Here is a 22,271-nt window from a genome sequence, read left to right as displayed (position 1 = left end):
TATGTGGTCTACTACAATAACTTCAGGCCTCATCAGGCCCTCGGCGGCAAGACACCAAAGGAATTTGCCGAGGTCCAGACCCAGACCATTCGATCAGCGAATTAGTGAACTTGCACAGCAATGACGATGGGGAAGCAAAGTACAGCTTCGTAGGGCGGAGAGATTATCCCCCCAGCGCGCCCTGCGTGTTCACATACAGCGTGTAGATCGACTGGCTCGCCGCCATGAAGAGGCGGTTGCGCTTCAGCCCGCCGAAGCAGAGGTTGGCGCAGCGTTCGGGTAGCGCGATGCGGCCGATCATGACGCCGTCGGGCGCGAACACCACGACGCCGTCGAGCTCGGGATCGCCCATGCCCCAGCCGCACCAGAGATTGCCGTCGATGTCGCAGCGCATGCCGTCCGGCGTTCCTGGCCCCGCATCGATGAAGACGCGCTTGTTGGAAATCGTGGTGCCGTCGGACGAGACGTCATAGGCGAGGATCTTGCGGTTCGGTACCCCGCGCGATTCCACGACGTAGAGGATCTTTTCGTCCGGCGAGAAACACAGGCCGTTGGGGCCAAGCACGCCCTCGGCGACGATGGTCGCCTTGCCGGTCGCCGGATCAAGCCGGTAGACATTCGGATCGATCTCGGACTCCGCCTTGTATCCCTCATAGTTCCCGAGCAGGCCGAAGGTCGGATCGGTGAACCAGACCGAGCCGTCGGACTTCACCACGACGTCGTTCGGCGAGTTCAGCCGCTTGCCGCCAAACGAATCCATCAGCACCGTGATCGAGCCGTCATATTCCGTGCGCACCACCCGGCGGCCACCGTGCTCGCAGGTGACCAGCCGGCCCTGGCGGTCCCTGGTGTTGCCGTTGGCGAAATTGGAGGGCTTTCGAAAAATGGAAACCGCCCCGGTTTCCTCTTCCCATTTGATGATGCGCTGGTTGGGGATGTCGCTGCACAGCAGATATCGCCCGTCGCCGAACCACACCGGACCCTCGGCCCAGCGCAGGCCGGTGGCGAGGCGTTCCACGGCCGAGAGCTTCAGCCAGTACTTCTCAAACCTTGGGTCTAGTGCACTTATCGCCGGATCGGGGTAATAGGTCGCCGGCCGCCAGCCTTGGGACGATCCATGGGAATATGACGATGCATCGGACATGTGCAGTTCTCGTTGTTGCGTCCCCTCTGGTCAGGTCTGCTATCATTAGAGCCCAACGACCGCAAACCGGTCGCTACCTGCGAGGAAGAAATGCCGCGTATTTTGATGACGGGAGCTTCGGGCGGAATCGGCAGCGCGATGCGCAAATTGCTGCCGCCGATCTATCCGGATCTCCTGCTCTCCGACATCAAGCCGCCCGCCGATCTCGGCGCCAACGAGACGTTCAAGGCGGCGGACCTGTCTGATCTCGCGCAATGCGAGGCGATCTGCGAGGGCGTCGATGGCATCCTGCATTTCGGCGGCTATTCGGTCGAGGGATCCTGGGACGATATTCTCCAGGCCAACATCATTGGCGGCTACAATCTGTTCGAGGCCGCGCGCAAGAAGGGCGTCAAGCGTGTGGTCTTCGCGTCATCCAACCACGCCGTCGGCTTCTATCCGCGCCACCACAAGATCGGCACCGACGTCACTCCGCGGCCCGACGGACGTTACGGCGTCAGCAAGGTGTTCGGCGAAGCGGTCGGCGCGCTCTATGCCGACAAGCACGGGCTGAAGGTCACCTGCCTGCGCATCGGCAATTTCGGTGAGAAGCCGCTCGACCAGCGCCGGCTCGCGATCTGGCTGAAGCCCGAGGACCTCGTGCAGCTCTGCCGCATTGGCCTCGAGCATCCGGACATCCATTTCGAGATATTCTACGGCGCATCGCTGAACGAACGCGCCTGGTGGGACAACCATCGCGCCTACGAGTTCGGCTATCGCCCCACCGGCCGCGCCGAGGACCATGTGCAGCACGCGATGGCCGAGCAGGCCAAGCTGAAGCCCGATCCGGTCGGCGACTACTACCAGGGCGGCGCGTTCTGCAGCATCGAGTTCGATCGTGACAAGGATCGGATCATCGACTGGAGCAAGCGCTAGCGCGCGACCCCCTCGTCGGCGATCCGTGCGAGATAATCCGACTTGCTGAACTGCATGTGATCGACACAGAGCTGGGCCAAGGCCCAGCTATCCCTGCCTTTCAATAGTTCGATCATCAGCTCGTGCTGGCGCCGCGACAGCGCCAGCCCTTCGCGGTCGGCGAGGTTCTTCGCGCGCATCGGCAGCGTCAGGTTCATGTAGTCCTGCAGCGAGCGCACGAGATAGGGATTGCCGCAGGCCGCGAACAGCGCGACGTGGAAGGCATCGTTCGCTTCGTGGATGCCGCGCAGGTCCTGCACGTCGGCCTTCGCACAATATTGCCGCTGTAGCTCGGTCAGCTCCTCGATCAGGCTTTGCGGCGCGGGCAGGGGGATCATCAGCGCAGCCTGCCGCGTCAGCATCTCCCGGACCTCGTAGATCTGCCGGACCTCCTCGGCTGAATAGAAGCGAACGGTAGCGCCGATATTCTTCTCGCGCCGGACGATGCCGCGCCGCTCGGCTTCGACGAGTGCTTGGCGCACAAAATGGCGCGAGGTGCCGTAGCGCGACATCAGCGCATCCTCGGTCAGGCGCGCTGCCGGCGCGAAGCGGCCGAAGATAATGTCCTCCTCGAGCCGCGCGACCACGTCGTCCGGGTCCTCGCGCCGAAGTGCCGCCGGGCTCGCGCTCGAAGTCTCCGTCATTCCCCTTGGCCTCCCCGGGGCCGGACCCGTGGTTCACCGCTCCTGTGGAGCAGGGAGGGAGTGGATTGTCAATAATCTGTCCCGGTTGGTGCTATCTGGATCGGAAAAAGCACTAGCGCTGCCCTCTGTTATTGACAATCAGGGGGTAGCCTGTACGACAATGGTGAGGTCAAAGGAGTGGCATCATGACAAGTGGCTTGCGCAAAGGGCTGACGAGCTATGGCGATGCCGGCTTCTCGCTGTTCCTGCGCAAGGCCTTCATCAAGGCCATGGGCTATTCCGACGACGCGCTCGAGCGCCCGATCGTCGGCATCACCAACACCTACAGCGATTACAATCCCTGCCATGGCAACGTGCCGCAGATCATCGAGGCGGCGAAGCGCGGCGTGATGCTGTCGGGCGCGATGCCCTTCGTGTTCCCGACCATCTCCATCGCCGAGAGCTTTGCGCATCCGACCTCGATGTACTTGCGCAACCTGATGGCAATGGACACCGAGGAGATGATCCGCGCCCAGCCAATGGACGCGGTGATCGTGATTGGCGGCTGCGACAAGACTCTGCCCGCGCAGGTGATGGCGGCGATCAGCGCCGACCTGCCGACCGTCGTCATTCCCGTGGGGCCGATGGTGGTGGGGCATCACAAGGGCGAAGTGCTGGGCGCCTGCACGGACTGTCGGCGGCTATGGGCGAAATATCGTGCGGGCGATATCGACGACGCCGAGATCGAGGCGGTCAACGGCCGGCTCGCGCCGTCGGTCGGCACCTGCATGGTGATGGGGACGGCCTCGACGATGGCCTGCATGATCGAGGCGATGGGGCTTTCACTGCCGATGAGCGCGACAATCCCGGCGCCGCACGCCGAGCGCTTCCGCCTGGCGGAGGCGAGCGGCAAGGTCGCTGCCGAGATGGCCAAGACGAAGAGCCCGAAGCCGAGCGAATTGCTGACGCCGGCGTCCTTCAGGAATGCCCAGGTCGTGCTCCAGGCGATCGGCGGCTCCACCAACGGCCTGATCCATCTGACCGCGATGGCGCATCGCTCGCCGCACCGGCTCGATCTCGACGCCTTCGACAAGCTCGGCCGCGAGGTGCCGGTGCTGGTCGACCTCAAGCCGTCTGGCGAGCATTATATGGAGCATTTCCACCACGCCGGCGGCGTGCCGAAGCTGCTCGCGCAGCTTGGCGATCTCATCGATCTCGATGCCAGGACGATTGCGGGACAGACGCTGCGCGATGTCGTGGCCAATGCAGAAGAAGTTCCGGGCCAGGACGCCATTCGTCCGCGCGATAATCCGATCAAGCCTGAGGGCGGGCTTGCCGTCCTGCACGGCAATCTCGCGCCGCGCGGTGCGGTCATCAAGCAATCCGCCGCGAGCCCCAAGCTATTGCAGCACACCGGGCGCGCCGTGGTGTTCGAGTCCGTCGAGGACATGACCTTGCGGCTCGACGATGCCGACCTCGATGTGACCGCCGATGACGTGCTGGTGCTGCGCAATGCGGGCCCGAAGGGCGCGCCCGGCATGCCCGAGGCGGGTTACCTGCCGATCCCGAAGAAGCTGGCGCGTGGCGGCACCAAGGACATGGTGCGCATCTCGGATGCCCGCATGAGCGGCACGGCCTTTGGCACCATCGTCCTCCACATCACGCCGGAATCTGCGGTCGGCGGGCCGCTCGCGCTGGTGAAGAACGGCGACATGATCCGGCTGGACGTTGCCAAGCGCAGCATCGAGCTTCTGGTTGACGACGCGGAGCTGGCGCGGCGGCGGACGGCGTTGAAGCCGGGGACCGCGCCGGACGATAGCAGGCGTGGCTATGCCTGGCTGTTCAACGAGACCATCCTGCAGGCCGACGAGGGCTGCGACTTCGATTTCATGCAGAGGACCGGACCAAAGACCGAGAAAGGGTGAGCGACCACCCGCAAAACCGTTCAGCCGCACAAGCGGCGAACCATAAAACAGGGGGAGACGATGATTGCACGATCCATGCTTGGGCTGGCGGCAACGGCCGCGATCCTGTTCGCAACGAGCGCATCGGCACAGGAGGTGAAGCATTATCGCTTCGCCTACGACCAGCCGCGCAACACCGGCTATTCGATCGCGGGCGACCTCTTTGCCGACAAGCTCAAGGAATTGAGCAAGGGCACCATGATCATCGATCAGTATCCCGGCGCGCAACTCGGCCAGGAGCCTCAAGTGCTACAGCTCGTGAAGGCGGGCGATGTCGAATTCGCGATCATCTCGTCCGCCAACACCGCGACGATCTCGCCGCAGGCCGGCGTAATGTCGCTGCACTTCCTGTTCCGCGACGAAAATCACGTCATCAAGGGCCTTGCCGATCCACGCGTGTTCGAAGCGCTGAAAACCATGATCGACGAGACCACGCAGGGTCTCCATGTCATCGCGACGGGCTCGCAGGGCGTGCGCCACATGTACTCCAAGCGAGAGATCCACAACGTCGGCGACATCAAGGGGCTGAAGGTCCGCGTGCAGGCAACTGCGACGGAGGACACCATGTTCCCAGCCTATGGCGCCCAGACCGTGCACATGCCGTTCGGCAGCGTCTACACCTCGCTCCAGACCGGCGTGGTTGATGTCGCCGAAAACAGCATCAACGTCTATCTCGTCAACAAGCATTACGAGGTGGCGCCGGTGCTCAACATCACCGAGCACGAGGCCAACAACGCGCTGGTGTTCGTCTCCGACAAGCTCTGGCAGAGCCTTACGGCCGAGCAGAAGCAGTGGGTGCAGACCGCCGCGAACGAGATCAGCTCGAAGGAGCCGCAGAAGGCGTTCGATCTCGAGCGCGCCGCGGCCGAGAAGCTGAAGAAGATGGGCGTCAAGATCGTCGACAACGTCGACAAGAAGAGCTTTACGGCGATCGCCGATCCCTATCTCGACAAGCTCGCCAAGGAACTCGGCCCGCACGCCGAGAAGATCAAGAACCTGATCCGGTCGATCAACTAGCCGCGGCCACGCATGCGGTTCTTTCAACGAGTCGTCCCGGCGAAAGCCGGAACCCATAACCACAGGATTGAGTTTGGCGGAGACTTGGTGTCGCCAGCTCGCGCAACAACTCCCTTTCGGTATTATGGGTCCCGGCTTTCGCCGGGACGACGGGGACCCAAATGGCGATCGCCGACAAGCTCGTATTGCAACGCCAGCGTCACCTGAAGTGGCGCGCGCTCGACTGGCTCGAGCTCGCGCTGATGATGCTTTGCGGCGTGCTGTGCTTCGGCTTCTCGCTCTCGGTGACAGCCGACATCGTCACCCGCACCATCGGTCATCCCTGGCTGTGGCTCCAGGAGGTCACCTCGACACTGTTCATCTACGCCATCTTCATCGGCACGGCGGCCGCGACGCGGCGCAACGACCATCTCTATCTCACCGCGATCTCGGAGGCGATGCACGGCACGCCGCGACTGATCGTCGAAGTCGTCATCCGCATCGTCGTGCTCGGGGTCGCCTTCTGCCTGATCTGGTATGGCTATCAGAACTATCTCCGAGGCTTCGGCAGTTTTCGCCTGCCGTCGGGCACGCCGATCGCCTCGCTCTATGCCATCATTCCGCTGTCGGGCATCCTGATCGGCCTGTTCACCATCGAGCAGCTCGTCAACGGCCTGCGCAACGGTTTTGATCATCCCGAGCCGCCGGACGAGGACGCCGCGCCAAGTCCCGATGCGCAGACCAGGGTGCAGCCGTGAGCGCACCCGTCGTCCTGGCGTTGATGTCGTTCTGCTTCCTGTTCTTCGGCTATCTCGGTGTGCCCGTGCCGTTCTCGCTGATGGCCGGCGTCTTCATCGGCGCAATCCTGTCCGACGTCTCGCTGGCCGCCATCATCCAGAAGATCTTTGACGGCGTCGATTCCGAGGCACTGCTGGCGATCCCGTTCTTCCTGCTGGTCGGCGAGCTCATGAGTTCGGCGAACGTGGTGGTGCGTATCGCGAACCTTTCGGTATCGCTGGTCGGGCACATCAGGGGCGGGCTGTCGCAGGTCGTCGTCGTCTTCAGCATGTTCTTCTCGGAAATGTCGGGCTCGACGACGGCCGACGTTGCCGTGATGAGCCGCGCGCTCGGTGGCCCGATGAAGCGCGAAGGCTACGAGCCGGCGTTCATCGCGGCGATCATCGCGTCGGCCTCCACGATTGCGGCGCTGGTGCCGCCGAGCATCACCGCTGTGGTCTATGGCGCCGTCGGCAACGTCTCGATCGCCGGCCTGTTCATGGCGGGCGTGGTGCCTGGCCTGATGATCGGCTTCGGCCTGATGATCTACTGCTACTTCTTCGGCCCCTCAGGCCTGCGCAAGCCGCGCGCGCCGCTGCGGCAGGTGGTGTTTGCCGCAGGCGATGCGGCCTTGCCGTTGATGATCCCGGTGATCCTGCTCGGCGGCATCCTGACCGGCTGGTTCACGCCGACGGAAGCCGGCGTCGTCGCCGTGGCCTGGATCATCCTGGTCGTGATTCCCGCGCTGAACCGCGGCCACCTCAAGAAGATCCCGTATGATTTCTGCCTTGCCGGACTGATCTTCTCGCTGCCGCTGATCACGATCGGTGCGGCGAACGCGTTCGGCTGGATGCTCGCTTATTTGCGTGGCGCGAACTACATCGCGGAATGGATCACCTCGATCGCCGGAAATGATCCGCATCTGATCATGCTGCTGATGGTCGCGCTGTTCACAGTGGTCGGCGACTTCATCGAGCCGGTGCCGACCATCATCATCTTCATGCCGCTGGTCAATGCGCTGACGGAGGCGGGCGACATCAACGGCGTGCATATGGGCGTGGTGCTGATCGCGACGCTCGCCTTCGGCCTGATCACGCCGCCCTACGGCCTCGTGCTGCTGATGGCTTCGAAATTCGTCGGGATCAGCTTTGCCAAGGCGCTGCGGGCCGCATTGCCGATCTATGTCGTGTTCTTCGCAACCATTGCGTTTGCGATCTATTTTCCGAGCGTGGTGCTGTGGCTGCCGCGACACGTGCTTCCCGAGTCGGTCGGCTGCTTCAAATCGCCGGCGGGGACGGGCTATATCTGCCCTCAATAGTGCACTTCCTCGACGCGCCATCCCTCGCGCGAGGGTGCATAGCGAAACGGCGTGCCGTGGCGGTTCTGGAAAAAGCCGCCGCATAGCGACCGCGCGAGCGCCTGCATCACCGCATCATGGCAGACGAACAGGATGTGCTCATCGGGGTGCCGCTCCAGCCACCCCGACACGCAGGTCAGCGAGCGTTCGGTGACGACGTCCCAGGCTTCGCCATCGGCCGGCAGAATGGAGATGAGGCCTTCTGCCGATCTGACGCCGTGCTTCTCCATGGCGGCGCGTACGGAAAGTCCCTCGAAGCTGCCGAAATCGCATTCGATGATGCCCTCGTCGATCGTGAGCGGTGCCGAGATCGCGACTGCAATGATCTCGGCCGTTTTCGCTGCGCGCACCAGCGGACTGGTCACGATGCGGCCGATGCCGGCGCCGCGCAGCACGTCTCCGGCTGCATGGGCCTGTGCAATGCCATCCGCGTTCAGCGGATTGTCGGTCCGTCCCTGGAAACGTCCCTCGCGATTCCAGTCGGTCGCGCCATGACGGAGGCCGTAGAACGAGCGTGGTGGCGTGATCACGTTTATTTCGACTTGCTGGTGAATTTCTTCACGGCAACGCGAAAATCCTCCGTGTGCATCGCCATGATGATCTTGTGCTCTTCGGCATCGAGCTGCTGCCTCACGGTCGTCGTCGCAGCCTGATAGACCAGCGATTTTGTTTCCGCGATCGCAGCGGGCGGATTTTGCGCGAGGCGCTCTGCGAGCTGTCGTGTGGCGGCCTTGAGCTCAGGCGCGGGAACGATCTTGGCGACGAGACCCCAATCATGAGCCTGCTGCGCCGTAAAGCTGTCCTCTGCGAGGAAGATCTGCAATGCGCGCCTGGTGCCGACGGTTCCGACGATCCCGACCGTGCTGCCGCCGTCTGGCGATACACCGATCTTGGCATAGGCCGGCGTGAACTTGGCATCTTCCGCGGCGATGCAGAGGTCGGTGACGAAGGCGAGTCCCATGCCGGCGCCTGCGGCTGAGCCGTGCACGCTGGACAACGAGAGTTTTGGCATGCGCCTGAGCGTCTCGATGAAGGAATGATAGTGCTTCAAGAGTTCGCCTACGACCGGCGTCACCGTATTGGCTTCGGCCGCCGCACCTATGGTCTGCAAATCGCCGCCGGCGCAGAATGCGCGGCCTTCGCCTTCGATGACGACGACTCTGATCGCATCGGAGGCCTCGATCTCGGCGGCGAGCTGCTCGAGCCTCTGCGCGATCGCGAGGTTGATCGAGTTGAACGCGGCGGGGCGGTTGAGTGTGATGGTGGCGACGGGGCCGTCGATGCGCAGCAGGGCGGCGTCGTCCGAATGGGAGGTGGTGGATGCCGACATGGCAAAATCCCCGGCAAGAGGTCTTGCGCGCAACTAAATCGCAGAAGACGAGGGGAGACAATCCCCACCGCCGGATGCTCTTGCGTTACCGGGAACGATGGGGTCAAATGGCGGTGCCATCGTTTAGGGACGGACACGAGCGCCGGCTCCTCGACCGACAAGGCCAGCAAGCCAAAATCAGTAGGAAAGGAGACGACATGGCTAACGCTCGTGTCCAGGAAGTTGGGCTGTTCCGATGACGGACGGTTCGGTGATCATCGTCGGTGCGGGGCATGGCGGCTACCAGGTCGCCGCGTCGCTACGCCAGTCCGGATTTGCCGGTCGCGTCTGTCTGATCAATGACGAGGCGCATCTGCCCTATCAGCGACCGCCTCTGTCCAAGGCCTATATCAAGGGCTCGGCTGGTCCTGAAAGCCTGATGTTCCGGCCGGAGAAATTCTATACTGACCAGAAGATCGAGCTGATTGCGGGCCGCGCGACCTCGATCGACCGCGTCGGGCGCAAGGTTCATCTCTCCTCAGGCGAGACGCTCGACTACGGCCATCTTGTGCTGGCGACCGGCGCGCGCAACCGGTTGCTCGATCTGCCCAACGCCAATCTTCCCGACGTGAAATACCTGCGCATCCTCGACGAGAGCGAGGCGCTGCGAAAGATCATCCCGTCGAAGACAAGGGTCGTGGTGATCGGCGCGGGCTTCATCGGGCTTGAATTCGCCTCCACCGCCCGGATCAAGGGTCTCGAGGTCGACGTGCTCGAGCTCGCGCCGCGCGTGATGGCGCGCGCGGTGACGGCGGAGGTCTCGGGGTATTTTCAGGGGCGCCATCGCGAGGCCGGCATCCGCATTCATCTCGGCGTGCAGGCCACCAGCATCGAGGCCGAGGGGGGCAAGATCACCGGCGTCTCCTTGAGCGACGGGCGTCATATGCCGGCGGATCTGGTCGTGGTTGGCGTCGGGGTGCTGCCGAACATCGAGCTTGCGGCGGAGGCGGGGCTTGCGGTCGCCTCGGGCATCACCGTCGACGAATACCTTTTGACGGCCGACCCGAACATTTCGGCAGTCGGCGATTGCGCGCTGTTCGCGAGCCCGCGCTTCGGCGGCTCGCTGCGGCTGGAGTCGGTGCAGAACGCAACCGATCATGCCCGCTGCGTGGCCGCGCGGCTGACCGGCGACAGGAAGGTCTATGACGGCCAGCCCTGGTTCTGGAGCGATCAGGGCGACGACAAGCTGCAGATTGCGGGGCTGACCACAGGCTACGACCACGTCGTGCTGCGTGGCGATCCCGCAAAGAAGGCGTTCTCGGCCTTCTGCTACAAGGGCGACAAGCTGCTTGGCATCGAATCGATCAACCGCGCCGGAGATCACATGTTCGGTCGCCGCCTGCTCGGAATGGACCGCTCGCTCGCGCCCGACAAGGCCGGGGACGAGACTTTCGATCTGAAGAGCGCGCTGGCTTGATCAGCCTCTGTTGAGGACGGCGGAAACTTCTTCCGCGGTCGGCATCGAGGGGCCGGCGCCCATGCGCTGCACCGAGATCGAGGCGGCGGCGTTGGCAAAGGCGAGCGCTTCGCGCAGAGGGGCGCTATCCGCTAGCTGCGCCGCCAGCGCGCCGACGAAGCAGTCGCCGGCGCCGGTGGTGTCGACCGCCTTCACTGCGCGGCCCGGCACGACCAGCTCCTCGCGGGCGGCGAGCGCGACGACGCCGCGCTTGCCGAGCGTGACGCAGATGGTCTGGTCCGGGCCAGCCTGAAGCTGTCGTGCGACATCGATGATCCGCACGACCTCATCGCCGTCGGACAATTCGGTTCCCGCAAGCAGGCCAAGCTCGGTCTCGTTCAAGACGAGGACGTCGACCAGCTCGAGCAGGTCGCGGCCGAATTTCTGTGCCGGCGCCGGGTTGAGCAGCGTCCGCGCCTGCGCCGCGCGGGCACGCCGGAAAAAGGCGGCGATCGTGGGCAGCGGAATCTCGAACTGGCTGACCGCGACATCACCCTTCACCAGCGGTACAACGCCGACATCCTCGGCACTGACCAGCGCATTGGTGCCGGGAATTACGACGATGGTGTTGTCGGCCTCGGCGACGGTGATGATGGCGGTGCCGGTGTGAGCCTGCGCCGTCTCCTGGACATAACCGAGATCGATGCCTTGACTGCCGAGAAACGCCTTCAGCTCCGTGCCAAAGGAGTCGGTGCCAAGCCGGCCGATCAGCGTGGTCCGCGCGCCGAGCCTTGAGGCGGCGACCGCCTGGTTCGCCCCCTTACCGCCCGGGAAATACAGCACCTGTTTGCCGGCGACGGTCTCGCCGACCCGTGGATGGCGATCGGCGGTCGCCACCACATCCATGTTGATGCTGCCGGCGACGAAGACGCGCCCCATGTGAAACCCCCTGGAGCATGATCCGGAAAAGTGTGCAGCGGTTTTCCGAAAAGATCATGCTCAAACAAAAAGCCTAGACCCTGACCTCGAATTCCTGCCTGACTTTGGCGATGTCGACAAGGGTGGGCAGGCCGGCCTCGTTGCCGAGGCGCTGGATCTTGTGGGTTGAGGCGGCGCGGGCGAAGTCGAAATGCTCGCGCCAGGTTTTGCCGGGGTGGGCGAGGTAGGAATAGATGTAGGCGCCGTGGAACACGTCGCCGGCGCCGTTGGTGTCGATCACGCGCTCGCGCGGAATCGGCATCGCCGGCATGATGTCGACTGCTCCGGTCTCGTTGTACCAGAGCAGGCCTTTCTCACCCATGGTGATGCCGCCGATCTTGCAGCCGCGGCTCTTGAGATAATCGAGCATCTTGTCCGGCGTCAGATCCATCTGCTCGCACAGCCGCTCCGCGACGATCGCAACGTCGATGAACTCCAGGAGTTCATGCGTGTTGGTGCGCAGGCCGCCGCCGTCGAGCGAGGTCAGGATTCCGGCCTCGCGGCAGACTTTTGCGTAGTGGATCGCGGCGTCTGGCTGGTGGCCGTCGATATGCAGCGCGCGGCAGTTGCCGAGATTGAGGATCGGAAAGGGATGGATGTGGTGATCATCGCGGCAGCGGACGATGGCCCGCTTGCCGTCCTTGGGCATGATGAAGGACAGCGAGGACTGGTTGACCTTCCGGTTGTGCAGCGAGATCGCATATTTGGCGCACATGTCCTGGAACATGCGGCCAAGCCAGTCGTTCGCGACGGTCGCGATCAGGTCGGGCACGATTCCGAGCTTGGCACAGCAGAAAGCCGCCGTCACCGCATTGCCGCCGAAAGAGACCGCATAGGCATCCGCCACGTGCTTCTCGTCGCCGGTCGGCATGTGGTCGGTAATGAAGGTGACGTCGATATAGGTCTGTCCGATAAATAGAGCCTGCATTGGTTGTCCGTGATGCGCTGGGTGGTCCCGGCCGGCGGCACTACATTAGCACCGCTTCCGCGGATGAAACGCGGAAATTTATTCGCAAAGGTACCGCCCGCAACGCTTGAGGTGGGCATAGAGGGGGAATACGACCATCGCTGGGCAATGCCAAGCCCGGACAAATGCCGTATTTCGGCCCGTTGTTCCGGGCTGATCAAAATGGGGGGAACATGATCACCGGCCTCGATCACGTGGTCACCCTGGTCAGCGATATCGCCGCCGCCAGGGCTGCTTATCAGACCCTGCTGGCACGGGCGCCGGCCTGGCAGAACGCCGGCGACGGCGCCGATCGTGTGCTGTTCACGCTTCAAAACATGACGCTTGAATTGATGGCGCCAAACGGCTTCAACGTCACCGCCGACCGGATGCGTGCGCTGCTAAACGACCATGAGGGCATGCTCGCAAGCCTGTGCTTCCGTGTCGCAGATATCGGCAAGATGCACCGGCGGCTCGACCGGGTCGCGCTGAAGCCGGAGCCGGTCGCGGAGGTCGAGAGCCGCGACGCCGAGAGTGGCGCGATGCTGCACTGGAAGCGCACCCGCACGGCCACCGAGCTCACGCGCGGCGTGCGCATGTTCTTTCTCGAGCTCGGCGGGGAGCGCCCGATCTCCGATGTGACCGATGTCGGCCCGATCGAGGGGCTCGATCACGTCGTGGTCGCGACCGAGGATTCCGAGCGGGCTGCGGCGCTCTATGGCGCCCGGCTCGGGCTGGACATGGCGCTCGACCGCTCGCATCACGACTGGGGCCAGCTCATGTTCTTCCGCTGCGGCGACCTTATCGTCGAGGTGGTGCGCCGGCCGGTCGCGGGAGGTGATCTCAGCCATGACCGGCTCTGGGGCCTGAGCTGGCGCGTTGCCGACATCGAAGCAACCCGTGCCCGCCTGATCGCAGCGGGCGTCGAGGTCAGCGAGGTGCGCAACGGCAGAAAGCCGGGGACGCGGGTGATGACGGTGCGCACCGGCACCTGCGGCATCCAGACGATCCTCCTCGAGCGCGCACCGAAGCCGGCGGCGTGATCGCTCGCATTCTCAAACCTCCGCGCGCGTGATACATGCAATCGGACAGGCATTGGCGGGCAACCGGTTTGGCGAAGGCAAAACGAACTCTCAAATGGCAGCGCGACCCGGAAGGGATGCGGCTTCGCATCCTCGAAGCGGCGAAGCAGGAGTTTTCGGCCCACGGCCTTGCGGGTGCCCGTGTCGATCGCATCGCGGCCAAGGCCGGCGCCAACAAGCGCATGCTCTACTACCACGTCGGCAAGAAGGACGATCTTTATCTCGCGGTGCTGGAAGGCGCCTATGAGAAGATACGCAACGAGGAGCGGGGGCTCGATCTCGAGCATCTCGATCCGCCCGAGGCGATCAGGCGGCTGATCGAGTTCACCTGGAATTACTTTCTGCGAAACCCCGAATTCCTGTCGCTGCTCCAGACCGAGAACCTCGCGCGCGCAAAGCATCTCAAGCGTTCGACCAAGGTCAAGTCGATGCACTCGCCCTTCGTCGAGATGATCCGTACCGTGGTCCGCCGCGGCGTCGATAGCGGTGACTTCCAGGTGGCGGTCGATCCGGTACAGCTCTACATCTCGATCGCGGCGCTCACCTTCTTCTATCTCTCCAACAGCGCCACGCTGAGCGTGATCTTCGGCCGCGACCTGCTCGCGAAAGACGCCAAGGAAGAACGACTCGCGCACATGGTCGGCCTCGTGCTGGCGGCGCTGACCGGGCGCTCGGCGGAGTTGTTCGACATTGTCAAAGCGCCGAAGCCCCGCTTGGCGCAGCATCAGCCGGTGTAGCCGGGGCTCATCTCGTAGCCCGGATGGAGCGAAGCGTATCCAGCGGCTCCAACCCCGGATTTCGCTTCCGTGGTTCGTAGGCGCCGACGCGACGGCAACCAAAATCGCGAAAGCAACCCCATGCAAAGTAGCCGGCAGCCGCCGGTCTGATGCCTCGCGCATTGCGCGAAGCCTTTGACGCTTCGGAAAAATCAGCCGCGCCATCGCCGTCTTCCTGAGGTGGCCGCAGCAGCGGCCTTCGAACGGTGACGGCGCGACCCGGGAACAGCCACAAAACGCCACAGGGAAAGCGCTGGACAGTATTTATCCAACGAGTTAATTTCTTCAAGATCGAACCCAAGAACGAAAAAGAAGATCGGGAGTGAGATGTGGCGGAGGCCAAACCGCAAGGCGCGCTGTCGAAGATGCTGAACGCGGCCTGGGTACGGCCGTTCCTGTTCCTGGTGTTCGTCGTCATTGCCTGGGATCTCGCGATCCGGCTGTTCAGGATTCCTGCCTACCAGATACCGGCGCCGGCCGACGTCGTCGCGGTGCTGCGCACCGACTGGCCGGAACTGTTGCGGCAGTGCTGGCCGACGACCTATGCGACGGTCTGCGGCTTCCTCTTGTCCGCGCTGTTCGGTATCCCCGTGGCGATGCTGATCGCGGGCTCGAAGACGGTGGAAAGCTACGTCTATCCGCTGCTGGTGTTCTCGCAGTCCGTGCCGAAGATCGCGATCGCGCCCTTGTTCGTGGTCTGGTTCGGCTTCGGGATCATTCCAAAAGTGATTTCCGCATTCCTGCTCGGGTTCTTCCCCGTGGTGGTCTCCGCCGTGCAGGGTTTCAAGTCAGTCGATCCTGACATGGTTGATCTCGCCCGCGCCATGCAGGGCAGTCGCTTCCAGGTCTTCCGCGCGGTGAACCTGCCGCATGCCCTGCCGGCGATCTTCTCCGGCCTGAAAGTCTCGGTGACGCTCGCGGTGGTCGGTGCCGTGGTCGGCGAGTTCGTCGGTTCCAATTCCGGGATCGGCTACGTCATGCAGCGTTCGATCGGAACGTTCGACCTGCCGACGATGTTCGCGGCGCTGATGATCCTGGCGCTGCTCGGCGTGGTGCTGTTCTGGATCGTCGATCGGATCGAGCGCCTCGTCATTCCCTGGCATGTCAGCCAGCGCGAGGACGTCATTTTTGCCTCATAGAGCATGATCCGGAAAGTGTGCAGCGGTTTTCCGATAAGATCAGGCTCAAACAAAAACTAAAGCAACCAACGGCCAACAATGGCCGAAGCAATAAGGCAAGTGGAGGAGTAGCGATGAAGCGGTTGATAGGAGCTGTCTCGGTGGCGTTGATGGCGCTCGGCGTGGCGCCGGCGCAGGCCGCCGACAAGGTCGTGCTGATGCTCAACTGGTACGTCTATGGCGAGCATGCGCCGTTCTATTACGGCAAGGCCAAGGGCATCTATGCCGCTGAAGGTATCGACCTCGAGATCCAGGAAGGTCGCGGCTCGGCGGCAACGACGCAGGCCGTTGCGGCCAAGACCGCCGACTTCGGTTATGTCGACGTGCCCACCATGATGCGCGCGGCGATCAAGGGCGCACCCGTGATCGCGACCGGCGTGTTGCTGCAAACGAGCCCGATGTCGGCGATGGGCTTCGTCGACAAGAACATCAGGAAACCCGAAGACATCAAGGGCAAGACGGTGGCGATCACGCCGGCGGACTCCATGACGCAGATCTGGCCGCTGTTCCTGAAGAAGACGGGCCTGAAGGAGAGCGACTTCCAGACCGTTGCCGGTGACGGCCAGACCAAACTCAACGCCGTCATCAACGGCCAGGCCGATCTTCTCCTCGGCTATGTCATGGACCAGTCGATGAAGATCAAGGATGCGACCGGCAAGGACGTCTATCCGATCAAGTTCGCCGACTACGGCATCAACATGGTCTCTTCAGGTATCATCGCCAACGCGGACTACGTGAAGGCCAACGCCGATCTCGTCCGCCGCTTCATGTCGGCGACGACGAAGGCGGTGGAAGCCGCCGAAAAGGACCCCAAGGCCGCCGCACAGTCGATCCTCGATGCCAACCCCAAGGGTGGCAAGATCAATACGCTGACGCAGGGCTTTGAGCTGACTATTCCGCTCTACCGTACGCCGGAGACGAAGAACAAGCGCCCGTTCCAGGTTACCGACCAGAACATGACCGACACGGTCAACCTGCTGGTCGAGTATGGCGGTCTCGACGCCAAGGCCAAGGAGAACCCGAAGGCGTTCTACACCAACGACTATCTGCCGAAGGGCGACTCGTGAAATCGGCGGCCCAACCAAGCGACGTGCAGTCGGCCGCTCATCTGCGGCTGGTGAGCGACCGGGCCGGTAGCGACACGTCGGGCATCAAGCTGTCCGGCGTGTCGAAAACCTATCACTCGCGCGATGGCGACGTGCCGTCGCTGCGGCCGCTTGATTTCCATATCAATGAGGGTGAGTTCTTTGTCGTGGTCGGCCCCTCCGGCTGCGGCAAGTCCACGTTGCTGAAACTGATCTCCGGGCTCTTGTCGCCGTCCAGTGGTGAAATCCTGGTCGACGGCGAGAAGGTGACGAAGCCGCACGGCAATGTCGGCATCGTCTTCCAGAATGCGTTGTTGCTGCCCTGGCGCAACATCCTTTCCAACGTGATGCTGCCGATCGACATGCAGCGTCTTCCGCGGGACAGATATCTCGCCCGCGCCAAGGAGCTGTTGAAGCTGGTCGGCCTCGAAGGGTTCGAGAAGAAGCTGCCCTGGCAGCTCTCCGGCGGCATGCAGCAGCGTGCCTCGATCTGCCGCGCGCTGGTGCACGATCCCAAGATCATGCTGATGGACGAGCCGTTCGGCGCGCTCGATGCCCTGACGCGCGAGCGCATGAATGTCGAGCTGATGCGGATCCAGCGCGAGACCGGCAAGACCGTGCTGCTGATCACGCATTCGATTCCGGAGGCCGTGTTCCTCGCCGATCGCGTCCTGGTCATGACCGAGCGGCCTGGCGCGATCGCTGCGATCTACGACGTGCCGCTGCCGCGCCCGCGCTCGCTCGAGGTGATGGCCGATCCCGTCTTCACCGAGCTTGTGCAACGCATCCGCAAGCACTTCTTCACCCAAGGTGCATTGGATTAAGGCAATGCGATTGGTTCTGGCCGTAGCCAAGAAGAAGGTGCGCTCCCTCCCCCGCCTGCGGGGTAGGGTTGGGGAGAGGGTGTTTCCGCTCGCGAAAACTCCCAGAGGAGGAAACCCTCACCCGGCCCCGCAAGCGGGAGAGGTGCACCGCGCCCGTGGCCAAACCTCGCTCACCAACCTCGTCAGGCCGTAATATGTCCCCGCGCTTGAAGCTGCGAGACATCGCATTTTTCGAACGGCCCGTGCGCTTCGCGCGGCCGTTCCGCTTCGGCGCTGTTACCATCAGCGCGACGCCGCAGCTCTTCGTGCGGGTCGAGATCGAGGTCGAGGGTAGGGGAACTGCAGTCGGCGCCGGTGCCGAACTGCTGGTGCCGAAATGGTTCGATAAGCGGCCGGAGCTGTCGCCGACGCAGACGGTCGATGAGTTGCGTCGCTCGCTGGAGATCGCTCGCGGGCTCTATCTGGCGCAATCGGGATTCCATACCGCATTCGGCCTGCACGCCGCCTCTCTCGGTGCGCATGTTGCCGCCTGCGCAAAAGGTGACATCCCGGCGCTCGCGGCTGCCTACGGCCTCGCCGAGATCGACAAGGCGATCCTCGATGCGCTGCTACGGGCAGCCGGGACAAGTTTCTTCGATGGCATGGTCGAGAACATCGGAGGTGTCGATGCCCGGCTCGCGCCCGATCTGGTCCGCGCCGACATCGCAAAATTCCTTGGCGGCCGTCGGCCGCTGCCGCGGGTCGCGGTCAGGCATACGGTTGGTCTCGACGACGACATCGACGGGAAGGGCGGCGTCGCTGATGCGCAGCAAAACGGCGGTGCGCGCTATTTCAAGCTCAAGCTTTCCGGCGATCCGCACGGCGATGCGATGCGGCTGGCGCGCATCGGGGGCGCGCTTGCGATGCTCGAACATGACTACAAGGTCTCGCTCGACGCCAACGAACAATACGCCGATCTCGCCGCGCTGCGCGCGCTGATCGATCGGCTCGACCGGGATGCCGCGCTGCGGCCGATCGCGGCGCATCTGCTCTACATCGAGCAGCCGATGCCCCGCGATATTACCCGGCAGACGCCGCTAGGTTCGCTCGCGGCACGCAGCTTCATCATCGATGAGGCCGACGATTCCTATGATGCGTTTCCCACGGCGCGGGCGCTGGGCTATCGCGGCATTTCGTCGAAATCCTGCAAGGGCATCTACAAGTCGATCGTCAACGCGACGCGTGCGGCGAAGTGGAGCGTCGGCAAGGAGAGGTTCTTCATTACCAGCGAGGATCTGACCTGCCAGGCGGGCCTGGCCCTGCAGCAGGATCTCGCGCTTGGCGCGTTCCTCGGCGTCGCCCATGCGGAGCGCAACGGCCATCACTATGTCGACGGCTTTGGCGATGCGCCTGCGGCCGAGGCGCGGGCCTTCGCGGCCGCGCATCCCGATCTCTATGCCGATGCCGGCCATGGCATCCGCCTTTCCATTCACGATGGCGATCTCCCGACGGGATCGCTGCATACACCGGGCTTTGCAACGTCGGTCCATCCGGACTGGTCGACGCTGGCGCCTCTCAATCAGCCAAAATCAGTTCAGGAGCAATTGGCATGACCACGCAACGCCTCGGCCTCATCATGAACGGCGTCACCGGCCGCATGGGGCTCAATCAGCATCTGATCCGCTCGATTGTCGCGATCCGCGACCAGGGCGGCGTCAGGCTGAAAAACGGCGATCGCGTGATGCCCGATCCGATCCTGGTCGGGCGCAGCGTCGAGAAGGTCGAGCGGCTGGCCAAACAGTTCAACATCACGCGCTGGACCACCGATCTCGACGCGGCGCTCGCCGACAAGAATGATAGCGTGTTCTTCGACGCCGCGACCACGCAGGCACGGCCGAACCTGCTGACCCGTGCCATCAATGCCGGCAAGCACGTCTATTGCGAGAAGCCGATCGCAACCAATTTCGAGGAAGCTGTCGAGGTGGTACGGCTCGCCAACGCCAAGGGCGTCAAGCACGGCACGGTCCAGGACAAACTGTTCCTGCCGGGATTGAAAAAGCTCGCATTCCTGCGTGATTCCGGATTCTTCGGTCGCATCCTCTCGGTGCGCGGCGAGTTCGGCTATTGGGTATTCGAAGGTGGCTGGCAGGAGGCGCAGCGGCCGTCCTGGAACTATCGCAACGAGGACGGCGGCGGCATCATCTTGGACATGGTCTGCCACTGGCGCTACGTCCTCGACAATCTCTTCGGCGACGTCGAGAGCGTGGTCTGCATCGGCAATACCGACATCCCCGAGCGCTATGACGAGCAGGGACAAAAGTACAAGGCGACGGCCGATGACTCCGCCTATGCCACTTTCCAGCTCAAGGGCGGCATCATCGCCCATATCAACATGTCCTGGGTGACGCGCGTCTATCGCGATGATCTCGTCACCTTCCAGGTCGACGGCACGCTCGGCTCTGCGGTGGCGGGTCTCACCGACTGCATGATCCAGGCGCGGCAGGCGACGCCCCGGCCGGTGTGGAATCCCGACGAGAAGCGGCTGCATGATTTCTACGGCGACTGGCAGAAGTTGCCGGACAATGTCTCGTACGACAACGGTTTCAAGGAGCAGTGGGAGATGTACATCCGCCACGTCTGCGAGGATGCGCCGTACAGGTTCACGCTGCTCGAGGGCGCCAAGGGCGTGCAGCTGGCCGAATGTGCGCTGAAGAGCTGGAAGGAGCGGCGCTGGATCGACGTCGCACCAATCAAGGTCTGAGGAGGAAGCCATGAACAAGCCGGTGATGCCGACATCGTCGTTGTCGCTGAAATTGCCGAAGGCGGATCGCTCGATCGAAACCTATCGGCTCGCAGCCTCGCGCAGCTTCCCTGCAAAGCTCGAGGGCACGCTGAACCGCGTTGCCTTCTCGGCCGCGCACATGGTGACGGATCCGTTCGCTGACAACGATCCCTGGCTCGCGCCTGCCATCGACTGGGACAAGACCATTGCCTTCCGCGAGCATGTCTGGGATCTCGGCCTTGGTGTCGCCGAAGCCATGGACACCGCGCAGCGCGGCATGGGGCTGGACTGGCCGACCTCGTTGGCATTGATCACGCGCTCTGTCACGGCCGCAAAGAGGCGCAATGCGCTGGTGTTCTCGGGGGCAGGCACCGATCACCTCGCAGTCGAGGACGCCAAAAGCCTCGACGATGTGATCCGCGCTTATGAAGACCAGATTGCGGCGGTCGAGAAGGTCGGTGGCCGCATCATCCTGATGGCGTCGCGGGCGCTGGCAAAGCTCGGCCGCAACGCCGGCGATTATGCTGGGGTCTATGACCGCGTGCTGTCGCAGGTCCGCGAGCCCGTGATCATTCACTGGCTCGGCGACATGTTCGATCCGGCCCTGACGGGCTATTGGGGCACCACGGATCTGGACAAGGCGATGGACACCGCCGTCGCGATCATCAATGGAAATGCCGCCAAGGTCGATGGCGTCAAAGTCTCGCTGCTCGACAAGCAGCGCGAGATCGACATGCGCCGCCGCCTCGACAAGCGCATCAAGATGTATACCGGGGATGACTTCAACTATGCCGAGCTGATCGCCGGCGACGAACAGGGCTTTTCGCATGCGCTGCTTGGCATTTTCGATGCAATCGCGCCGGCTGCCTCCTATGCGCTGTCGCGGCTCGCGGCAGGCGATGAGGCCGGCTTCTACGATGTGCTTGGGCCGACGGTGCCGCTGTCGCGTCACATCTTCAAGGCGCCGACGCGCTTCTACAAGACCGGCGTGGTGTTCATGGCCTATCTGAACGGCCACCAGGATCATTTCACCATGGTCGGCGGCCAGGAAAGCGCGCGCTCGACGCTCCATCTCGCTGAGCTGTTCCGGCTCGCCGATCAGGCCGGTCTGCTCGCCAATCCGGAAGCCGCGACACAGCGGATGAAGACCGTGATGGCCTCGCGCGGAATCGAGGCCTGATGCGCGACTTTTCTTCCGACCATCTCTGGCTGTCGCTCAACACCGCGACGGTCCGCAAGCAGGGCGACCTCGTCGCCATCATCGACGCCTGCGCGCGGCACGGCATCCGCGCCATCGATCCCTGGCGCGATCAGGTCGCCGCCGTCGGGCTCGATCGCGCTGTACGCGCGGTGCGCGACGCCGGGCTGGAGCTCTCGGGCTATTGCCGTGGCGGTATGTTCACGTCCGATGCTGCGCGTCGCATGGAGGTGCGCGACGACAACCGCCGCTGCGTGGACGAAGCCGAGGCGCTCGGTGCCTCCTGCATCGTGCTGGTCGTCGGCGGCTTGCCGCAATATTCGCGGCCGGGCAGTGGCACTTCGAAAGATATCGTCGCAGCGCGTGCCCAGGTTGAGGATGCTCTCGGTGAAATGCTCGATTATGCCAGGCAGGCAAGGTTGCCGCTTGCGATCGAGCCGCTGCATCCGGCCTATGCCGCCGACCGCGCCTGCGTGAACACCACGAAGCAGGCGCTCGACATCTGTGATCGTCTCGATCCGCGCAGCAGCGGCATGCTTGGCGTTGCGCTCGACGTATATCACATCTGGTGGGATCCGGAGCTGATGGTCCAGATCGCGCGTGCGGGCCGAGACCGCCTGCTGGCGTTCCACGTCTGCGACTGGCTGGTACCGACCAAGGACATCCTCAACGACCGTGGCATGATGGGCGACGGGGTCATCGACATCAAACGGCTGCGCGCCGCGGTCGAGGACCAAGGTTATGCCGGCTATTCCGAGATCGAGATCTTCTCCAACGACTGGTGGGACAAGCCGATGGACGAGGTGCTGCGCACCTGCATCGACCGGCACCGGGGCGTGGTTTAGGATCGGTCCTCAGGGGAT

At 63.5% G+C, this 22,271-nt stretch carries 21 protein-coding genes; 15 read left to right on the top strand and 6 right to left on the bottom strand.

The window, feature by feature from the left end:
* Positions 1-163: 163 nt before the first annotated feature.
* Entirely contained in the window at positions 164-1,144 is a 981-nt protein-coding gene (locus ACV1FX_RS25300; protein WP_473120291.1) for an SMP-30/gluconolactonase/LRE family protein, read from the bottom strand.
* Between the two features lie 90 nt (positions 1,145-1,234).
* Here ACV1FX_RS25300 and ACV1FX_RS25295 point away from each other — a divergent pair, with 90 nt between their 5' ends.
* Positions 1,235-2,059 (top strand): NAD-dependent epimerase/dehydratase family protein, encoded by an 825-nt coding sequence (locus tag ACV1FX_RS25295; RefSeq protein WP_473120290.1) that lies wholly within the window; start codon positions 1,235-1,237, stop codon positions 2,057-2,059.
* Here the strand turns inward: ACV1FX_RS25295 and ACV1FX_RS25290 are convergent.
* On the bottom strand, positions 2,056-2,742 hold the full coding sequence (locus tag ACV1FX_RS25290; RefSeq protein ID WP_473120289.1) for a GntR family transcriptional regulator: 687 nt from the start codon (positions 2,740-2,742) through the stop codon (positions 2,056-2,058). The two genes, ACV1FX_RS25295 and ACV1FX_RS25290, sit on opposite strands and share 4 nt — an antisense overlap.
* A 185-nt stretch (positions 2,743-2,927) precedes the next feature.
* Between ACV1FX_RS25290 and ACV1FX_RS25285 the strand changes: the two genes are divergently transcribed.
* The 4 genes from ACV1FX_RS25285 to ACV1FX_RS25270 all read left to right on the top strand — a co-directional run bounded on the left by ACV1FX_RS25285 (position 2,928) and on the right by ACV1FX_RS25270 (position 7,776).
* Positions 2,928-4,646: an IlvD/Edd family dehydratase gene (locus tag ACV1FX_RS25285; RefSeq protein WP_473120288.1), complete on the top strand. Its 1,719-nt coding sequence runs from the start codon at positions 2,928-2,930 to the stop codon at positions 4,644-4,646.
* A gap of 60 nt (positions 4,647-4,706) precedes the next feature.
* Positions 4,707-5,702 (top strand): TRAP transporter substrate-binding protein, encoded by a 996-nt coding sequence (locus tag ACV1FX_RS25280; RefSeq protein WP_473120287.1) that lies wholly within the window; start codon positions 4,707-4,709, stop codon positions 5,700-5,702.
* A 161-nt stretch (positions 5,703-5,863) separates the two neighbouring features.
* On the top strand, positions 5,864-6,439 hold the full coding sequence (locus ACV1FX_RS25275) for a TRAP transporter small permease (RefSeq protein WP_473120286.1): 576 nt from the start codon (positions 5,864-5,866) through the stop codon (positions 6,437-6,439).
* Positions 6,436-7,776, top strand: a complete 1,341-nt coding sequence (locus tag ACV1FX_RS25270; protein ID WP_473120285.1) for a TRAP transporter large permease — start codon at positions 6,436-6,438, stop codon at positions 7,774-7,776. The genes ACV1FX_RS25275 and ACV1FX_RS25270 overlap by 4 nt, the downstream gene beginning before the upstream one ends.
* Here ACV1FX_RS25270 and ACV1FX_RS25265 read toward each other — a convergent pair.
* Both ACV1FX_RS25265 and ACV1FX_RS25260 read right to left on the bottom strand, forming a co-directional pair.
* Positions 7,770-8,345: a histidine phosphatase family protein gene (locus ACV1FX_RS25265; protein WP_473120284.1), complete on the bottom strand. Its 576-nt coding sequence runs from the start codon at positions 8,343-8,345 to the stop codon at positions 7,770-7,772. The two genes, ACV1FX_RS25270 and ACV1FX_RS25265, sit on opposite strands and share 7 nt — an antisense overlap.
* Before the next feature lie 2 nt (positions 8,346-8,347).
* A complete protein-coding gene (locus tag ACV1FX_RS25260; protein ID WP_473120283.1) occupies positions 8,348-9,145 on the bottom strand; it encodes an enoyl-CoA hydratase/isomerase family protein in 798 nt (265 codons plus the stop codon).
* Positions 9,146-9,380: 235 nt separating this feature from the next.
* Between ACV1FX_RS25260 and ACV1FX_RS25255 the strand changes: the two genes are divergently transcribed.
* Positions 9,381-10,601, top strand: a complete 1,221-nt coding sequence (locus ACV1FX_RS25255) for an NAD(P)/FAD-dependent oxidoreductase (protein ID WP_473120282.1) — start codon at positions 9,381-9,383, stop codon at positions 10,599-10,601.
* On the opposite strand, the gene rbsK is transcribed toward ACV1FX_RS25255, so the two are convergent.
* Both rbsK and ACV1FX_RS25245 read right to left on the bottom strand, forming a co-directional pair.
* Complete coding sequence (gene rbsK, locus ACV1FX_RS25250) at positions 10,602-11,519, bottom strand: ribokinase (RefSeq protein ID WP_473120281.1); 918 nt, start codon at positions 11,517-11,519, stop codon at positions 10,602-10,604.
* A gap of 73 nt (positions 11,520-11,592) precedes the next feature.
* A complete protein-coding gene (locus ACV1FX_RS25245) occupies positions 11,593-12,486 on the bottom strand; it encodes a sugar kinase (protein ID WP_473120280.1) in 894 nt (297 codons plus the stop codon).
* Between the two features lie 212 nt (positions 12,487-12,698).
* Here ACV1FX_RS25245 and ACV1FX_RS25240 point away from each other — a divergent pair, with 212 nt between their 5' ends.
* From ACV1FX_RS25240 to ACV1FX_RS25200, 9 genes are all read left to right on the top strand, one after another.
* A complete protein-coding gene (locus ACV1FX_RS25240; protein ID WP_473120279.1) occupies positions 12,699-13,547 on the top strand; it encodes a VOC family protein in 849 nt (282 codons plus the stop codon).
* 68 nt (positions 13,548-13,615) lie between these two features.
* Entirely contained in the window at positions 13,616-14,323 is a 708-nt protein-coding gene (locus tag ACV1FX_RS25235) for a TetR/AcrR family transcriptional regulator (protein ID WP_473120278.1), read from the top strand.
* A 368-nt stretch (positions 14,324-14,691) separates the two neighbouring features.
* Positions 14,692-15,501 carry an ABC transporter permease gene (locus ACV1FX_RS25230; protein WP_473120277.1) on the top strand — a complete coding sequence of 270 codons (810 nt, stop codon included), beginning with the start codon at positions 14,692-14,694 and terminating at the stop codon, positions 15,499-15,501.
* A gap of 113 nt (positions 15,502-15,614) precedes the next feature.
* Positions 15,615-16,607: an ABC transporter substrate-binding protein gene (locus ACV1FX_RS25225; protein ID WP_473120276.1), complete on the top strand. Its 993-nt coding sequence runs from the start codon at positions 15,615-15,617 to the stop codon at positions 16,605-16,607.
* A complete protein-coding gene (locus tag ACV1FX_RS25220; RefSeq protein WP_473120275.1) occupies positions 16,604-17,449 on the top strand; it encodes an ABC transporter ATP-binding protein in 846 nt (281 codons plus the stop codon). Before ACV1FX_RS25225 ends, ACV1FX_RS25220 begins: the two co-directional genes overlap by 4 nt.
* Positions 17,450-17,643: 194 nt before the next feature.
* Entirely contained in the window at positions 17,644-19,041 is a 1,398-nt protein-coding gene (locus ACV1FX_RS25215; RefSeq protein ID WP_473120274.1) for a hypothetical protein, read from the top strand.
* Positions 19,038-20,189: a Gfo/Idh/MocA family protein gene (locus ACV1FX_RS25210; protein WP_473120273.1), complete on the top strand. Its 1,152-nt coding sequence runs from the start codon at positions 19,038-19,040 to the stop codon at positions 20,187-20,189. Before ACV1FX_RS25215 ends, ACV1FX_RS25210 begins: the two co-directional genes overlap by 4 nt.
* A 10-nt stretch (positions 20,190-20,199) precedes the next feature.
* Positions 20,200-21,390 (top strand): dihydrodipicolinate synthase family protein, encoded by a 1,191-nt coding sequence (locus ACV1FX_RS25205; protein ID WP_473120272.1) that lies wholly within the window; start codon positions 20,200-20,202, stop codon positions 21,388-21,390.
* Positions 21,390-22,253 carry a sugar phosphate isomerase/epimerase family protein gene (locus tag ACV1FX_RS25200; protein WP_473120271.1) on the top strand — a complete coding sequence of 288 codons (864 nt, stop codon included), beginning with the start codon at positions 21,390-21,392 and terminating at the stop codon, positions 22,251-22,253. The genes ACV1FX_RS25205 and ACV1FX_RS25200 overlap by 1 nt, the downstream gene beginning before the upstream one ends.
* The last annotated feature ends 18 nt before the right edge of the window (positions 22,254-22,271 follow it).

Source organism: Bradyrhizobium ingae, from assembly GCF_055791185.1.
Note: the sequence above shows the minus strand (reverse complement) of the source record. Positions and strands in the feature narration are given on the sequence as shown.

Excerpts from the sequence above, each read along its gene's own strand:
- ACV1FX_RS25300 (WP_473120291.1), bottom strand. The coding sequence starts at position 1,144 with ATGTCCGATGCATCGTCATATTCCCATGGATCGTCCCAAGGCTGGCGG.
- ACV1FX_RS25295 (WP_473120290.1), top strand. The coding sequence starts at position 1,235 with ATGCCGCGTATTTTGATGACGGGAGCTTCGGGCGGAATCGGCAGCGCG.
- ACV1FX_RS25290 (WP_473120289.1), bottom strand. The coding sequence starts at position 2,742 with ATGACGGAGACTTCGAGCGCGAGCCCGGCGGCACTTCGGCGCGAGGAC.
- ACV1FX_RS25285 (WP_473120288.1), top strand. The coding sequence starts at position 2,928 with ATGACAAGTGGCTTGCGCAAAGGGCTGACGAGCTATGGCGATGCCGGC.
- ACV1FX_RS25280 (WP_473120287.1), top strand. The coding sequence starts at position 4,707 with ATGATTGCACGATCCATGCTTGGGCTGGCGGCAACGGCCGCGATCCTG.
- ACV1FX_RS25275 (WP_473120286.1), top strand. The coding sequence starts at position 5,864 with ATGGCGATCGCCGACAAGCTCGTATTGCAACGCCAGCGTCACCTGAAG.
- ACV1FX_RS25260 (WP_473120283.1), bottom strand. The coding sequence starts at position 9,145 with ATGTCGGCATCCACCACCTCCCATTCGGACGACGCCGCCCTGCTGCGC.
- ACV1FX_RS25255 (WP_473120282.1), top strand. The coding sequence starts at position 9,381 with ATGACGGACGGTTCGGTGATCATCGTCGGTGCGGGGCATGGCGGCTAC.
- rbsK (WP_473120281.1), bottom strand. The coding sequence starts at position 11,519 with ATGGGGCGCGTCTTCGTCGCCGGCAGCATCAACATGGATGTGGTGGCG.
- ACV1FX_RS25245 (WP_473120280.1), bottom strand. The coding sequence starts at position 12,486 with ATGCAGGCTCTATTTATCGGACAGACCTATATCGACGTCACCTTCATT.
- ACV1FX_RS25240 (WP_473120279.1), top strand. The coding sequence starts at position 12,699 with ATGATCACCGGCCTCGATCACGTGGTCACCCTGGTCAGCGATATCGCC.
- ACV1FX_RS25225 (WP_473120276.1), top strand. The coding sequence starts at position 15,615 with ATGAAGCGGTTGATAGGAGCTGTCTCGGTGGCGTTGATGGCGCTCGGC.
- ACV1FX_RS25215 (WP_473120274.1), top strand. The coding sequence starts at position 17,644 with ATGTCCCCGCGCTTGAAGCTGCGAGACATCGCATTTTTCGAACGGCCC.
- ACV1FX_RS25210 (WP_473120273.1), top strand. The coding sequence starts at position 19,038 with ATGACCACGCAACGCCTCGGCCTCATCATGAACGGCGTCACCGGCCGC.
- ACV1FX_RS25205 (WP_473120272.1), top strand. The coding sequence starts at position 20,200 with ATGAACAAGCCGGTGATGCCGACATCGTCGTTGTCGCTGAAATTGCCG.
- ACV1FX_RS25200 (WP_473120271.1), top strand. The coding sequence starts at position 21,390 with ATGCGCGACTTTTCTTCCGACCATCTCTGGCTGTCGCTCAACACCGCG.